13 protein-coding genes and 3 pseudogenes are annotated in these 14134 nt (G+C 67.9%); 8 read left to right on the forward strand and 8 right to left on the reverse strand.

The genetic code is table 11. From position 1 onward, the window contains the following. From EET03_RS06670 to EET03_RS06685, 5 genes and pseudogenes are all read left to right on the forward strand, one after another. Positions 1-788: acyl-CoA dehydrogenase family protein (locus EET03_RS06670; protein ID WP_122508742.1), on the forward strand; the 788-nt coding region annotated here is incomplete at its 5' end. A 59-nt stretch (positions 789-847) separates the two neighbouring features. Further along, positions 848-1796 (forward strand): annotated as a pseudogene (locus EET03_RS06675) (LLM class F420-dependent oxidoreductase). 155 nt (positions 1797-1951) lie between these two features. Further along, entirely contained in the window at positions 1952-2137 is a 186-nt protein-coding gene (locus tag EET03_RS31225) for a hypothetical protein (protein WP_082274803.1), read from the forward strand. Next, positions 2134-3135, forward strand: a complete 1002-nt coding sequence (locus EET03_RS06680) for an aldehyde dehydrogenase family protein (RefSeq protein WP_167470598.1) — start codon at positions 2134-2136, stop codon at positions 3133-3135. Before EET03_RS31225 ends, EET03_RS06680 begins: the two co-directional genes overlap by 4 nt. A 61-nt stretch (positions 3136-3196) precedes the next feature. Continuing rightward, entirely contained in the window at positions 3197-4123 is a 927-nt protein-coding gene (locus tag EET03_RS06685) for a DUF808 domain-containing protein (protein WP_075544142.1), read from the forward strand. Here the strand turns inward: EET03_RS06685 and EET03_RS06690 are convergent. From EET03_RS06690 to EET03_RS06720, 7 genes and pseudogenes are all read right to left on the reverse strand, one after another. Further along, positions 4120-4924 (reverse strand): annotated as a pseudogene (locus EET03_RS06690) (SDR family NAD(P)-dependent oxidoreductase). The gene EET03_RS06685 and the pseudogene EET03_RS06690 overlap by 4 nt on opposite strands. A gap of 21 nt (positions 4925-4945) precedes the next feature. After that, on the reverse strand, positions 4946-5641 hold the full coding sequence (locus EET03_RS06695; protein ID WP_075544148.1) for a TetR/AcrR family transcriptional regulator: 696 nt from the start codon (positions 5639-5641) through the stop codon (positions 4946-4948). 51 nt (positions 5642-5692) lie between these two features. Further along, positions 5693-6343, reverse strand: a complete 651-nt coding sequence (locus EET03_RS06700) for a DUF732 domain-containing protein (protein WP_244232260.1) — start codon at positions 6341-6343, stop codon at positions 5693-5695. 39 nt (positions 6344-6382) lie between these two features. Further along, positions 6383-8083 (reverse strand): patatin-like phospholipase family protein, encoded by a 1701-nt coding sequence (locus EET03_RS06705; protein WP_075544140.1) that lies wholly within the window; start codon positions 8081-8083, stop codon positions 6383-6385. Positions 8084-8101: 18 nt separating this feature from the next. Then, on the reverse strand, positions 8102-8989 hold the full coding sequence (locus EET03_RS06710) for an Rv3090 family protease (RefSeq protein ID WP_075544139.1): 888 nt from the start codon (positions 8987-8989) through the stop codon (positions 8102-8104). A gap of 54 nt (positions 8990-9043) precedes the next feature. After that, positions 9044-10489 carry a protein adenylyltransferase SelO gene (locus EET03_RS06715; protein WP_063472237.1) on the reverse strand — a complete coding sequence of 482 codons (1446 nt, stop codon included), beginning with the start codon at positions 10487-10489 and terminating at the stop codon, positions 9044-9046. A gap of 39 nt (positions 10490-10528) precedes the next feature. Next, positions 10529-11116: a TetR/AcrR family transcriptional regulator gene (locus EET03_RS06720; RefSeq protein ID WP_075544138.1), complete on the reverse strand. Its 588-nt coding sequence runs from the start codon at positions 11114-11116 to the stop codon at positions 10529-10531. Positions 11117-11209: 93 nt separating this feature from the next. On the opposite strand from EET03_RS06720, the gene EET03_RS06725 reads away from it, so the two are divergent. Further along, positions 11210-12067 (forward strand): oxidoreductase, encoded by an 858-nt coding sequence (locus EET03_RS06725; protein WP_075544137.1) that lies wholly within the window; start codon positions 11210-11212, stop codon positions 12065-12067. 247 nt (positions 12068-12314) lie between these two features. Continuing rightward, a complete protein-coding gene (locus tag EET03_RS06730) occupies positions 12315-13142 on the forward strand; it encodes an LLM class F420-dependent oxidoreductase (protein ID WP_075544147.1) in 828 nt (275 codons plus the stop codon). 19 nt (positions 13143-13161) lie between these two features. On the opposite strand, the pseudogene EET03_RS06735 reads toward EET03_RS06730, so the two are convergent. Next, positions 13162-13585 (reverse strand): annotated as a pseudogene (locus EET03_RS06735) (hydrogenase). A gap of 92 nt (positions 13586-13677) precedes the next feature. Here EET03_RS06735 and EET03_RS06740 point away from each other — a divergent pair. Continuing rightward, positions 13678-14109 carry a DUF2750 domain-containing protein gene (locus tag EET03_RS06740; RefSeq protein WP_075544136.1) on the forward strand — a complete coding sequence of 144 codons (432 nt, stop codon included), beginning with the start codon at positions 13678-13680 and terminating at the stop codon, positions 14107-14109. Positions 14110-14134 lie beyond the last annotated feature (25 nt).

Below are 14134 nucleotides of genomic sequence, written 5' to 3' on the forward strand. Positions count from 1 at the left end.
GGGCGCCGCGGGGCACGGCGAAGTCGGGGGACGGCGGTGTCGTGGTGTCCGGGCGCTGGCCATTCTGCAGCGGGATCAGCCACGCGGACATGATGTTCGCGGGTTGCTTCGTCGACGATCAGCGGGTGCCCTCCGTGGTCGCGTTGCCCAAATCAGACCTGAAGGTCCTCGACACCTGGCACACCCTGGGCCTGCGCGGCACCGGCAGCCACGACAGCGTCGCCGACGAGGTTTTCGTGCCCGCCGACCGGGTGTTCTCGGTGTTCGACGGACCTGCCCTGGATCGGCCGCTGTACCGCTTTCCGGTGTTCGGCTTCTTCGCGCTGTCGATCGGCGCGGCCGCATTGGGCAATGCGCGTGCCGCCATCGACGACCTCGTCGAACTGGCCGCTGGAAAGAAGGGCCTGGGCTCCACGCGCACACTGGCCGAACGCCCGGCAACCCAGGCTGCGGTGGCGACGGCCGAAGCGGCGCTGGATGCCTCGCGCGCGCTGTACTACCAGGCGATCGACACCGCGTGGCGGGCCAGCCACGACGCCGATGCGGTGCCGGTGGCGTTGCGCAACCGGCTCCGGCTGGCGGCCACGCATGCGGTGCGGACTTCGGCCGACGTGGTGCGCACCATGTACGACCTGGCGGGGGGCAGCGCCATTTACGACAGCTCGCCACTGCAGCGCCGGTTCCGGGACGCCTTCACCGCCACCGCCCACTTCCAGGTCAACGAGGCCTCCCGCGAACTGTCCGGCCGGGTGCTGCTCGACCAGCCCAGCGACGTGTCGATGCTGTGAACGGCATCGACGTCGAGGTCGCCCTGCCGTTTTGGCTTGACCGGCCCGACCACGAAGCGATGGAAGTCGCACAGGCGGCCTCCGACGCGGGCTTCGACGGCCTCTGGATCGGCGAGATGGCCACCTATGACGCGTTCGCGCTGGCGACCGCGGTCGGGCTGCGGGCGCCCCACCTGACCCTGAAAATCGGCCCGCTGGCCGTCGGTGTCCGCGACCCGGTGACGCTGGCGCTGGGAGTGGGTTCGGTTGCCTCCCTCACCGGCAATCGGGTCGACCTTGCCCTGGGGGCGTCCAGTCCGGCGATCGTGAGCGACTGGCACAACCGCCCGTGGGCACACCATGTGCCGGTCATGCGCGAAACCATCGAATGCCTGCGGTCGATATTGGCCGGCGAGCGCGTCGACTACGTCGGCCGGCACGTCAACAGCCACGGTTTCCGGCTCCGCGAGGCACCGCCCGATACCCGAATCGCGTTGGGGGCGTTCGGTCCTGGCCTGATCCGGCTGGCGGCCCGGCACGCCGACGAGGTGGTGCTCAACCTCGCGCCGCCGGCGCGCGTCGCGCAGGTTCGGGAGGTCCTCGACACAGACGCCGCTGCCGCCGCGGTCCGCCGTCGCGCGCCGCGCCTGACGGTCTGGGTGCCGGTCGCGGTCAACCCGGGTGCTGCCGCGCGCGCAGGTGGCGGCTCAGCTGGCCGTGTATCTCGCGCCGCCCGGCTACGGCGAAATGTTCGCCGCGCTGGGCTTCGACGACCTCGTCCGCAGCGCGCGCACCGGCGCAACCCGACGCGAACTGGCGGCGGCCGTCCCCGTCGAACTGCTCGATCAGGTGGGTGCGCTGGGCGGCACCGACCGGATCGCGGCCCGGCTGCGCGCCTACCACCGAGCCGGGGCCGACTGCCTGGCCGTCGTGCCCTCGACGGCCGCAGACCCCGGTGGCCGGATGACGCTGCGCACGGTCCGGGAGATCGTGCCCCTGGTCGACACCGAGTGCCGTCCTACCGAGTAGCCCGATCCGCGGATCGGGGCGGTCGACGTCCCTTTCCCAGCATCGGCCTTCGTCATCGTGAGCCCGCGGCGCGGCTAACGGCACCACGGCGCCGAATTCGCTCCTGCATGCGGTAAGCGCGGTTTAGCCTTGCCGCTTGGGGTCAAGTCTCAGACGTGCCCGACACGCTGGAATTGACCATTTTTGATCCGCGCAGCGGCGACACCGTGGCCCGGGTCCCGATCGCCGACGCCGAGGAGTGCCGGCGCGCGGTTGCCCGCGCCCGCGACGCTCGCCGCGGCTGGGTGCGCACCGCCACGGGCGAAGCCTGCAGGGCAGTTGGGCGGGAACGGACTTCATGATCGCCGAACCGCGCGGCGTGGTCGCGGTGCTGACCCCGTGGAACGACCCGGTTGCTGTTGCCGCCGGCCTGCTGGGCGCCGCCCTGGTCACCGGTAACACCGTCGTGCACAAGCCCAGCGAGCGATGCCCCGCCACCGGCCGGCGCTTTGCCGAGTTGCTCGCCGCACGCCTTCCCGATGGCGTGCTGGAAATCCTCGACGGCGACGCGCGGGTCGGCGCCCGCCTGGCAGCGGCCGACGACGTCGACGTGGTGGCGCACGTCGGCAGCAGCGCGACCGGTCGCGCCATCGCTCGAGTATGCGCAGACCGCGGGGCCAAGGCGATCCTGGAAAACGGCGGAAACGACGCCCTCATCGTCGATGCCGACCTGGACCCGTGCTGGGCGGCCGAACAGGCCGCCACCGGAGCGTTCGCCAACGCCGGGCAGATCTGCGTCTCGGTGGAGCGTATCTACGTGGTGGAGCCACTGGCCGGTCGCTTCGTTGAGCAGCTTGTCGGCCGGGCGCGCGACTGGGCCGACCGGATTGGGCCGCTGGTCGACCGGCGTCATCGCGACCACGTGCACCGCCATGTCGTCGACGCCGTCGAAAAGGGAGCGACCGTGCGGACCGGCGGCGAGCCCGCGCCGGGACCGGGCGCGTTCTATCCGCCGACGGTGCTGACCGATTGTGACCCGACCATGGTGGTGTTCAGCGAGGAGACGTTCGGTCCCGTGGCACCGGTACGCGTCGTCGCCGACTTCCAGACTGCGCTGACCGAAGCCGCGAACGACCGTTACGGGCTGGCGGCGACTGTGCTCACCTCGGACATGGGCCACGCGCAGCAGGCATGGCGGACGCTTCCGGTGGGCACGGCCAAGATCAACGCGGTGTTCGGTGGCGCGCCCGGCGGCGCCTCGGAGCCGCGGCGAGCCAGCGGCAGCGGCTTCGGCTTCGGCCCCGAGCTGCTCGACGAGATGACAGCGGTGAAAGTGGTGTATTGGACCCCGCCGGCTTGATCGCCGCGACGGGCTACCGGCCCGGGCAAACGGTAACCTCGATCGCCATGGGGGAGACGCCATGAGCGCGGGGCTGTTCGGCCTCCTGGACGACGTCGCGGCCCTGGCGCGGCTGGCCGCGGCCTCGGTCGACGACATCGGCAGTGCCGCCGGCCACGCGAGCGTCAAGGCCGCCGGAGTGGTCGTCGACGACACCGCGGTCACCCCGCAATACGTGCACGGGATCGCCGCCGAGCGCGAACTGCCGATCATCAAGCGCATTGCGATCGGATCGCTGCGCAACAAGCTGCTGATCATCCTGCCGGCCGCGATGCTGCTCAGCCAGTTCCTGCCGTGGCTGCTGACCCCGATCCTGATGCTGGGTGCCACCTACCTCTGCTATGAGGGTGCCGAAAAAGCGTGGGGCAGCATCCGCGGTCATGATTCCGAGGCCGGCCCGGCCAGCGAGCAGGAGGTGGTGAGCGGCGCAGTCCGGACCGACCTGATCCTGTCGGCCGAGATCATGGTGATCGCCCTCAACGAGGTGGCCAGCCAGAGGTTCTTGCCGCGGCTCGTCATCCTCGTCGTTGTTGCCCTGATCATCACCGCAGTGGTGTATGGGGCCGTCGGCGCCATCGTCAAGATGGACGACGTGGGCCTGCGGCTTGCCGACACCGGATCCCGGTTGGGCCGGCAGGTCGGCCGGGGCCTGGTCGCCGCGATGCCGAAACTGCTCTCGGCGCTCGCGACGGTCGGGACGGTGGCCATGCTGTGGGTGGGCGGCCACATCCTGTTGGTCGGCAGCGACCGCGTCGGCTGGCACCCGCCCTACGCCTTGGTTCAGCACGTCGAGGAGCAGGTGCGCCACGCTGCGGGGTCCACGGGCGCGGTGCTGGCCTGGCTGGTCGACACGGGGGCGTCGGCAGTCATCGGATTGGCCGTCGGAGCGGTGGTGGTGCCATTGGTGCATGTGCTGCCGTTTCGGCGGGACGGTCGTACCGCCGGTTAGATGAAGTCCGAACCGCCGTCAACGTTCACCGTGGCGCCGGTGACATAGCCGTTGCGCCGCGACACCAGGTAAGCGGTGACCGACGCGACCTCCTCGGGAAGACCGGCGCGGCCCAGATCGCATGGGTGGTGAAAACGCTTGTCAATCCACGTCATAACGTCGTGGGGATTGGTGGCATCCAGGCCGTCGGCGGCCAGGGCATCGTTGAGCTGTTCGGTGAAGCTGGCCGTGACGATGGTCCCCGGGCACACGCAGTTCACCAGAATGCCGTCCTTGGCAAGGCTTTTCGACAAGTTCTTGGTGACGCTGGTCAGCGCTGCCTTCGATGCGGTGTAGCCGACCAGGCGCGGACCTCTGCCGCTGAATGGAGTGCGCGGACAGCGTCACGATGCGGGCCCAGTCAGCGGCCCGCAGCAACGGCAAGGCCGCGCGAATCGACCGGACACCCGACATGGTGCCCAGCGTGAACGCGGCATCCCAGGCCGCATCGTCCATCTCTTCGAAATACCCGTCGCCCGGTCCGATCGTGTGGACCAGGCAATTCAGCTGCCCCCAGCGCGCGGAGACGGCGGCGAAGGCGTCGGTGATGGCGGCGGCGTCGGCCATGTCCGCACTGATTCCGACGGCATCCGGGGCGCCGGCCCCGCGCAGCCTGTCCACTGCCGCATCGAGCGCCGCTCTGCCCCTGGCGACGACGGCCACACTGGCTCCTTCGGCGGCAAGGGTTTCCGTGATGGCCAAGCCCATGCCCTTGCTGCCGCCGGTGACGACAGCTTTCGATCCGGTGAAGCCGAGGTCCACCGCACCTTTTTAGCAGCCGGCTTAGCAGCCGGCGCAGGCTACTTCGGCGATGATGTCCGGCGCCACGCCCAGCCCGCGCAGGCAGAACCGGACGGTGCGTTGCCGAACGCCGTCGCGTTCACCATCACCGGATGCCCACTGCTGCTCGGTGTTCGCCCACACCACACCCTGGATGGATTGCGCCTCGCTCACCGGATCGATGTCGCGGAACACCTCCTGTTGCAGGCCCAGGTGAAGCTGTTCGACCAGTGGCTCGAGCGTTTCGGCGTATGCCGGTGCGACGAGCTCAGGGGTGTTGAGCATGTGTGATTGGGCCTCTACGGACAGGTGGCGCAGGTCTGCCTTCACGGTCTCGTCGAAGGCCAGGTCCAGTCGCGCGTCGATCCAGGCCGCAACGGCCTCGACCGGGTTGGCGGCCTTGGCCATATGGGTTCGCAGCCGCGTTGCTTCGACCCGGGCCACCTCCAGGAAGACCGCCGCAACCAGTTGGTCTTTCGATTCGAAGTGTCGGTAGAAGGCGCGGGTGCTCAGCTGCGCGCGGTCCAGGACGGTGGCGACGTTGAGCCCTCGTACCCCGTGCTCGCGCACCGACATCGAGGCGGCCACCAGGATGGCGCGTCGAATGCCGGGGTCCGGAGCAAGTTTGTGTCGGCGCCGCGTGAGCCGGCCGGTGATGTTGGTGGGTTGGCGGGAATTCCGGCTACTCGGATCCGTCATAGATGCGTAGGTACCCACCGCGCGGTGCGCGAACACCCGGACGGCGCCGCGTTAGGGACAATAGGTGCGCATCGAGATAGCCACGTAATCTTCGGCGTTGCCGCTCAGCGCCGGATTGCTGGCCCGAAATGCCGCGACTATCTGGTCCACCGTCATGCCGCGGCGGAAGTTCATGCAGACCAACTTGCCGTTGTAGACGGCGGCATCGGGATTGGCGAACGTGATGCCGCGGTCGTTGAGGGCTTTGATGTAGCCGCTGTCCTGCTCCGGGGTCGAGGCGATCGTCGTGGGAGCCGGCGCGGACGTAGCCGTCGGAGCGGCCGTCGTCGGCTGCGCAGCCGAGGGTGGTTGCGCACCCCTGCTGGGGGACTCGGTGGTCAGCGCCCAACCGCCGATCACGATGAGTGTCGCGACACCGACACCGAGCAGCAGCAACGCCGCGGCGCGGCCCCACGCCGTGCCCCACGACTGGACGGCCGGTCCGGCTGCGGAAGCCCTGTCGTCGTCGCGGATGTCCTGGCTGTCGTCGGGTTCGTCAGGTACGTCAGATTCGTCAGGTTCGTCAGGTTCGTCAGATTCGTCAGGTTCGTCGCTGTGCGACCATGCCGTGTGAACTGCGTCGGTGGGTGCCGAATTCGGCAGGGCGGCAGTCTCGCCGCCGAGTACGGCGGTTTCCTCGGACGCCGGGACCGGCTCGGGCATGAGGGCCATGGTAGCCACCCGAGCGAGTCGCCGGCGGTTTTATGTCAGGTGGCGGTTTCGCCACCGTGCCCAGCGTCCGGTCGGCGACTGAATCGCGGCCAGCACCGAACTCATCGACGACGCCACCGACTTCGCGCCCGCCGCGGGCTCGGCGACCGGAGGGCCGTCGCCTTCCCACCACGTCGGCTGCAACAGCGCGGTGGTCACCGGGATGGCCTGCTCGACGCTGTCGCGTCCCCACTCGCAGGCGCGGTCGATGGCGGCGACGGAGGGCGCCAGGTTGATCGGCGACAGCGTCGGCTGGAACTTGACGAGATGATCGACATACGGCAGATTGCGCACCATCTGCAACTGGACGGCCTGGGTGATCGGCGCCAACCACATGTGCCGCGAATCCCATTGCGGATGAAAGCAATCGAAGGCCAGATAGCACGCATTGCGGGTGCCGAGCTTTCCGTCGCGCACCCGCTTCCATGCCAGTTCGACGGGCACGTTGCTGGCCGCGCCGCCGTCGACGATCGCCGCGATGTCGTTCTCGGCGCACAACTCGTCGAGGATTCCGACCATGCGATGGTCGCGCGTTTCGTGGTGCAGCACACCGGGGATGGCCGACGAGAACGACGCGGCGTCGACGACGTCGAAGTCCCGGTCCGGGTCGTCGCCGCTGATCACGATGGGCTTGACCACCCGCAAGTCGATGAAGGCCGATACCTGCCACATCCGGGCAGCCACCAGCGGTCCGATGCCGATCGGACGGAACGGAAGCGACCGCAACTGCAGCGCCGCCAGTTCCGGACGGCGAAACCTTGACGGCAGCGCCGCATAGGGCTGCCGTCGCACCCCGGCGACCACGATGTCGAACGGAATGGCCAAGTCCGACATCCGCATTCGCACGCCGTCTTCCCGGCTGAGCAGGGCCAGCGCGAACTGGTCGAAGCGTAGCGCGAAGACGCCGGCCAGGCCATGACGGCGGCGCAGCCGCTCGGGTCCGAGGATGGCCCGGTACGACACCGATTTGGCCCATTCCATGTACTCGTCGATCGGCACCGGCAGGGATCGGGCGATCAGGCTGCCGATGATCGAGCCGAACGACGAACCGATCATGTAGTCGGGCAGTTGGCCGGCCTCCAGCAGCCGCTGCAGGCCGCCGATGTAGACGAAGCCCGCCCCGCCGCCGCCGCCGAGGATCGTGACGAGCTTTTTGTAGCCGACCTCGGAATCCAGCTCGGCGGCCGAGAAGTCGTTACCGTGGCGCTCGATCATTACTCGCCGCTGGTCGTCCTGGTCGGCGGCCAGACCCTGCAGCGCATCACGTGCCGCCTTCAGGGCAGTGACCGGATCGGCCTCTTCGCGCAGCGGTCCGTACAGTGCGTCGGTGACCCTGGAGCGCCACGGCGCGACCTCGGCGCCGACCGAAACGTCACCACGGCCGCGGCTGCCCCCGGGCCCGGCGGCACCCGGCTCGAAGTCGGCGAGCCTGGCGAAATTGAGGATGTAGCGCAACGTGCGCAGTTCCTCGTCACTCAATACGTCCGGGTTGGCGAGGTGCTGCCGGATCAGCCGGTTCTCCATCTTCTGCAGCAGCAGGGCCGGCTCTGCCGAGGGTAGGTCGACGGCGTCGGGTGCCGCCTCGACTGCCTCACCATCGAAGGCCTCGTGTTCGAACTCCTCGATGAAGTCGAACTCGGCGTCGCGGCGGCCGAAGCGGCCGCGGACGGCGTCGGCGAACGGAATGTCCATGGGCACCAATCTTGTCGGCTAGCGTCCGGGCACGGAAACCGTGGGCAGCGCCGAGCTGCCCGGCCAGCAACCCAGCGGGCTGATCCCCTTGTTGATCGCGGCCGTAATGCAGTTCTGTACCACGACATTGGGGTCGTTGCTGATCGAGCGGGACAGGATCTCGTTGGCCTTGGCCTGGGCCTCGGCGGTCCGCTGGGCCTCCACCGCGATCGAGGTCTGGGCGCGTTGCTGGTTGAGCTGGTTGATCTTGTCCTCGGTGCCCTGGTCGTACTGAATGGTGGGCACGTTGACGTCGAAAATGTCGACCTGGCCACTGACATCCTGGCGCATGATGTCGGCGGCGCGCTTGGCCAGCTTCGGCAGCGGGGACACGTCGAGGTTCTGCGGGTCCAGCGGATTGAAGGCGGCGAACACCTCGTTGAGCGCGACCGACAGATTCCGCTCGATCAGGTTGACCCGCACGTTGTCGAAGGTCTTGTACTGCTGGAACAGTTCCGGGGCGGCGGGCTGCTTGAGTTGCCAGCGGATGCTGACGTCGGCCAGGGCAGTGGACTGATTACCCAGCCGCACCATGATCCGCTGGTCGTTGTTGCCCTCCTTGACGTACTTGTCGATCTGCACCGCGCCGTCCATCTGGTGGGTCATCTGCCATGGCCACTTGCCGTGGAAGCCGTTGTTCAGGCTGACGCCGTTGGGGCGTCCGAAGGCGGTGACGATGGCGATTTGGCGGGTTCCGACGATGGTGAAGCAGCCCAGCAGGAAGAACAGCACCGCTGCTCCCAGGGCGCCGATGGTCACCGTCTTACCGCGGGCGCGGGCTTTGTCACCGGCGGAGAACACCCATAGCAGTGCCGCGACTCCGGCCACGATCAATCCCATGGTGAACAGCACGATCTGCCACGTCATCCCTTAGCTCCTTCTGCTGGTCGTGTGGTCAGCAGGGTAGGCGATGGCGGGTGCTCAGGTGCCGCAGAAGGTGCGGTAGGCGCCGAAATCCCCCGGCGCGGGACTGGCGTAGCGCTCCAGACCCGGCCGTTCGGCATACGGGTGTGTGACGGCGCCAAGGAGCCGTTCGACCGGACCGAGATCGCCGTCGGTCGCCGCTGTCAAAGCCTCCTCGACAAGGTGATTGCGGGGAATGTAGACCGGGTTGACCCGGTCCATCAGCTCGGCGTCCGGTCCCAGGGCCTGCCACCGCGACAGCCAGCCGTCGAACCTGGCGAGGTCGACGAACAGTCCGCGCGCCGGTTCGGCGTCGCCGCGAGCGGCTTGGCCGAGGTGCCGAAAGAACGAGGTGTAGTCGACGCGGCTCTGCTGCAGCATCGGCAGTAACTCATCGACCAGCGTGGTGGGTGTGCGCAAACCCAGCTTCGCCCGCATGCCCGACGACCACACCGCGTCATAGCGGTCGTGGAATACACCGAATGCCTGCTCGGCGAGCGCGATGGCCTCCTGGGTGTCCGCGGCGAGCAGCGGAAGCAGCGCCTCGGCGAAGCGGGCGAGATTCCAGCCCGCGACCACCGGCTGATTGCCGTAGGCGTAGCGGCCCCAGTGATCGATCGAACTGAACACCGTCTCGGGGTCGTAGGCCTCCATGAACGCGCACGGCCCATAGTCGATGGTTTCGCCGGAGATGGTCATGTTGTCGGTGTTCATCACCCCGTGGACGAAGCCGACGAGCATCCACTGGGCTATCAGCGACGCCTGCGCGGCGACCACCGCTTCGAACAGCGCCAGGTAGGGACGCTCGGCCTCGGCGGCGCCGGGGTGGTGGCGGGTGATCGCATGGTCGGCCAGCCGCCGTAGTAGGCCGAGGTCGCCGGTGAATGCCGCGTACTGGAAGCTGCCGACGCGCAGGTGGCTGCTGGCGACGCGCACCAGCAGGGCACCGGGTAGTACGGTCTCGCGCTGCACCGGGCGACCGGTACCCACGACGGCCAGGGAGCGCGTCGTCGGGATGCCCAGGGCGTGCATCGACTCGCTGACGACATATTCGCGCAGCATCGGACCGACGACCGCCCAGCCGTCACCGCCGCGCGCGAACGGGGTGGGTCCGGAACCCTTCAGATGGATATCGCGCAGGCGTCCGTCGGCGGTGGCGAGCTCACCCAATAGCAGCGCCCGCCCGTCGCCCAACCGCGGGACGTAGCCGCCGAACTGGTGGCCGGCATAGGCCTGGGCTACCGGCGCCGCGCCGTCGGGCAGCAGGGTGCCGACCAGAAACCGCACCCCGTCGGGGCTGCCCAGCCAGCCGGCGTCGAGGTCAAGGTCGCTGCTCAGCGGCTCGTTGAGCACGAGCAGCCGCGCGTCCGGCGGCGTAGCGGCTTGCCAGCGGACCGCCAGTTCCGGTAACGCGCGGAAGAACCGGTCCTGCAGCGCGACTGTCATATCCGGTGCAACGCTCACCCGATCCAGCCTACGGAGCTGCGGCTTCGGGCCCGCGCGTTATGAGGCGAGCGCTTGGTCGATCAGCGTCTCAGCTGCCGCGCGGGCCTGCGTCCACGTCGACGAATCGTTGAGCGAGGTAGCCAGCGCAGCCGCACCTTCGTAGAGAACGGCGAGTTGATTGCCCAGTGAGCGTGGGTCGCCGGCGCCCGCCTCCCGGGCCAGTTCGGTGAGCCCATCGATGAAATTCTGTTTGGTTGCGCGGACTATTGTCTGAACTCCTGGCATCGCGCCCGCTGCCTCTACGGCGGCATTGTGAAAGGGACAGCCCCGCAGCGGTGCTGCCCCGGCGCGGGGACGGTCGAACAACGCCAGTAATCGGCTGCGCGGCGTCTGCTCTGCGGCTTTGCCGCTGACCCGCAGCGGATTGGCGGCAACGTCTCCAATGCTGCGCAGGTACTCTTCGACTACCGCTGTCTTGCTCGGAAAGTGTTGGTACAGAGTCCGTTTGGACACCGACGATTCGCTCGCCAGTCGTTCGACGCCGGTGGCGTTGATGCCCTCCCGGTAGAACAACTCGGCAGCGGCGTCCAGGATGCGCTGACGTGCGCCGCGGCCGCCCCGGCGCGTCGCGTGCTGCCCAGCCATGGCTGTAAGTATACCGAACGGTTTACAACTCGCATCGAGCGGCGTAGCATTGCGCAAGCAAAAGTACACCAGTCGGTTTACTAGGAGTTGGAGATGAACGGACGATCGCCAGTGGTATTGGTTACCGGCGTTTCCTCGGGAATCGGCCTCGCCGTGGCGAACGCTTTCGCGGCGAAGGGTTTTGAGGTCTTCGGCACCAGTCGCAACCCGAGTAGAACGCAACCGGTACCCGGGGTGGAATTGGTGCAGTTGGATGTCACCGACGCCGCATCGGTCAGCGCGGCCGTCGCCTCGGTGATCCGGCGGGCCGGTCGCATCGACATCCTGGTCAACAATGCCGGCATAGGGATCATCGGCGCCGCGGAGGAGAGCTCGGTCGCGCAGGCGCAGCAGCTTTTCGACACCAACTTCTTCGGCCTGGTGCGGCTGACTCGTGAGGTGCTGCCGCATCTGCGCGCGCAGGGCGGCGGCCGCATCATCAACATCGGCTCGGTGTTGGGTTTGTTGCCCGCGCCCTACGCCGCGCTCTACTCGGCTTCGAAGCATGCCGTCGAGGGGTACTCGTGGTCCCTGGATCATGAAACCCGGGAATTCGGTGTGCGGGTGTCAGTCGTCGAACCCGGTTTCACCAAGACCTCGTTCGGCGCCAATGCGGTCGATGCCGATTCACTGATCGACAGTTACGTGACCGCTCGCGAGAACGCCCGACGCGTCACCGCCGAGGGAGTGCACCACGGGGATGATCCCGCGGTGGTGGCTCGGGTCGTGCTCAAGGCGGCGACCAGCCGAAGGCCGAAAGTGCGCTATCCGGCCGGTCGCCTGGCGCGCGGACTGTCGCTGCTGCGCAAGGTCGCCCCTGAAGCGCTGATGGACAAGGGAATTCGCAAAGCGAACAAGGTGACGTCGACACCGAAACTGGTCACCAACCGGTTACCCAGCGCAGTGGGGTAGGTAAGTACCTCATCCGCGCCGGCCGCCCGCATGAGCGGCGTGCGAGGCTGTCGCTGGTCGCACCCGGACATCGGTACTACGCTCAGCCGGTGCCGGATACGCGGTATGTCGGCTTGCATGGTGTGCCGGGCACCTGGCAACTCCTGGCGGTAGTTGCCAGGCGGGCGCCGTGGATGCTGCGCGGCGTGAGCCGCATCGCTTCGCCCACCGGCCGAAGGTCATCGCGCACATGACGATAGGAGCGAGCATGCGGTTCGGTGTCCTGACATTCGTCACCGACGAAGGCATCGGCCCGGCACAGCTGGGTGCGGCCCTGGAACAGCGCGGATTCGAGTCGCTGTTTCTCGCCGAACACACCCATATCCCGGTCGACACGCGCAGCCCCTACCCGGCGGGTGGCCCGATTCCGCACAAGTACTACCGGACACTGGATCCGTTCGTGGCGTTGACGGCGGCGGCGGTTGCCACCGAGACGCTGGTCTTGGGTACCGGCATCGCGTTGATCCCGGAGCGCGATCCGATTCTGACGGCCAAAGAGGTTGCCTCGCTGGACACGGTGTCGCAGGGGCGGTTTCGGTTCGGCGTCGGCGTGGGTTGGCTGCGCGAAGAAGTGGCCAACCACCGTGTCGATCCCGCGGTTCGCGGACGCGTGACCGACGAGCGGCTGCGCGCCATGATCGAGATTTGGACACAGGAGCAAGCCGAATTCCACGGGAAATATGTCGATTTCGACCCGATCTACTGCTGGCCGAAGCCGGTGACGAAGCCCTACCCGCCGCTCTATATCGGAGGTGGGCCGGCGAATTTCACCCGGATCGCCGACCTGAACGCCGGTTGGATCGCGATCAGCCCGTCACCGGAGCAACTGTCCCGCCCGCTGGAGCGACTGCGCGCCCTGGCCGGCAGCGAGGTACCGGTTACCGTCTGCCACTGGGGCGACGCGACGGCACAAGATCTGTGGGGATACCAGCCGCTGGGGGTCGAGCGCGTCTTGCTGGACCTGCCCACCGAGCCGTACGACCAGACGCTTCGATACCTGGACAAGCTCGCGCGTGAACTCGGGCAGCTGGCGTGATCGGCGGTCCCGACCGCTGTCAGAGCCCGACGATGACAATGACGACGCCGGCTACGATGGCCACCGCCGGCGACAAGAACAGGAAGGTGACGACGCCTTCCTTTGCCTTCCTTTGCCTTCCTTTGTCGCCGAGGCCTGGTGGCTACCCGCCGCGATCGGCGCCAGTTTGCGGCCCGCCCCCCATGCGGCCGCCAGCAGCCTCGCCAACCAGTTCGCATAGCCGGCGTAGACGAGGAGCACTACCGTGACGACCTGCCAGGCGTGGGACAGGTTGAGGTGCGGCCACTGCAGGCCGAGCAGCGCCAGGAACATGCCGTTGAGAACGCCTTCGAGATGGCTGGACAGCGCCATCCGGGGATTCGTCAGCGCCCGCGCCCGGCGAATCCGGTGAGCAGACCAATCAAGAACAACACCAGCCCGAAGGTGAATAGCAGCGTCTGCATAGCAAAACTTTGTCGACGCGCGGCCGCTCGTAACAGGTTCGCCGACACGCGGCAGCTCGTTCCAATGGGCGCGGCGGCGGTTAGAGTCGGGCGTGGCTCTCCACCTGACCGCCGACCTTCAGGCGAACTATCAGCGCTTCATCGACCAGGTGCGCGCGACCCGAGAAGTCTGGGTGCTGCTCGGCCCCGATCTGCGGGGAGCGTGGGTGCACTCGAATGACCACGTGACCGAAGACGACGAGCCGGTCTGCGTACATCTGGTCTACTCCACAGCGGCCTATGCGCGCCGGCACGCAACGGGGGAGTGGGCGGGTATGGAACCGGCTTCGTTGACCCTTGACGAGTTCATCGACGGGCCGCTGAGGGGCATGCATGAGGGCGGTGACTTGTTGGGACCCGATTTCAACGCCGACCTCGCCGGTCTGGAGATCGAGCCGATCGAGATGGCCCGAGCCCTGCTCGGGGAGCCAGAAGCGCGTCGACGTCCGCCGAGATTGCCGCTATGGCTGTGGTCGACGGCCTGACCACGACCATCACGGCAATTTCACC

It is taken from the genome of Mycobacterium innocens, from assembly GCF_900566055.1.
GTDB classification, from domain to species: domain Bacteria; phylum Actinomycetota; class Actinomycetes; order Mycobacteriales; family Mycobacteriaceae; genus Mycobacterium; species Mycobacterium innocens.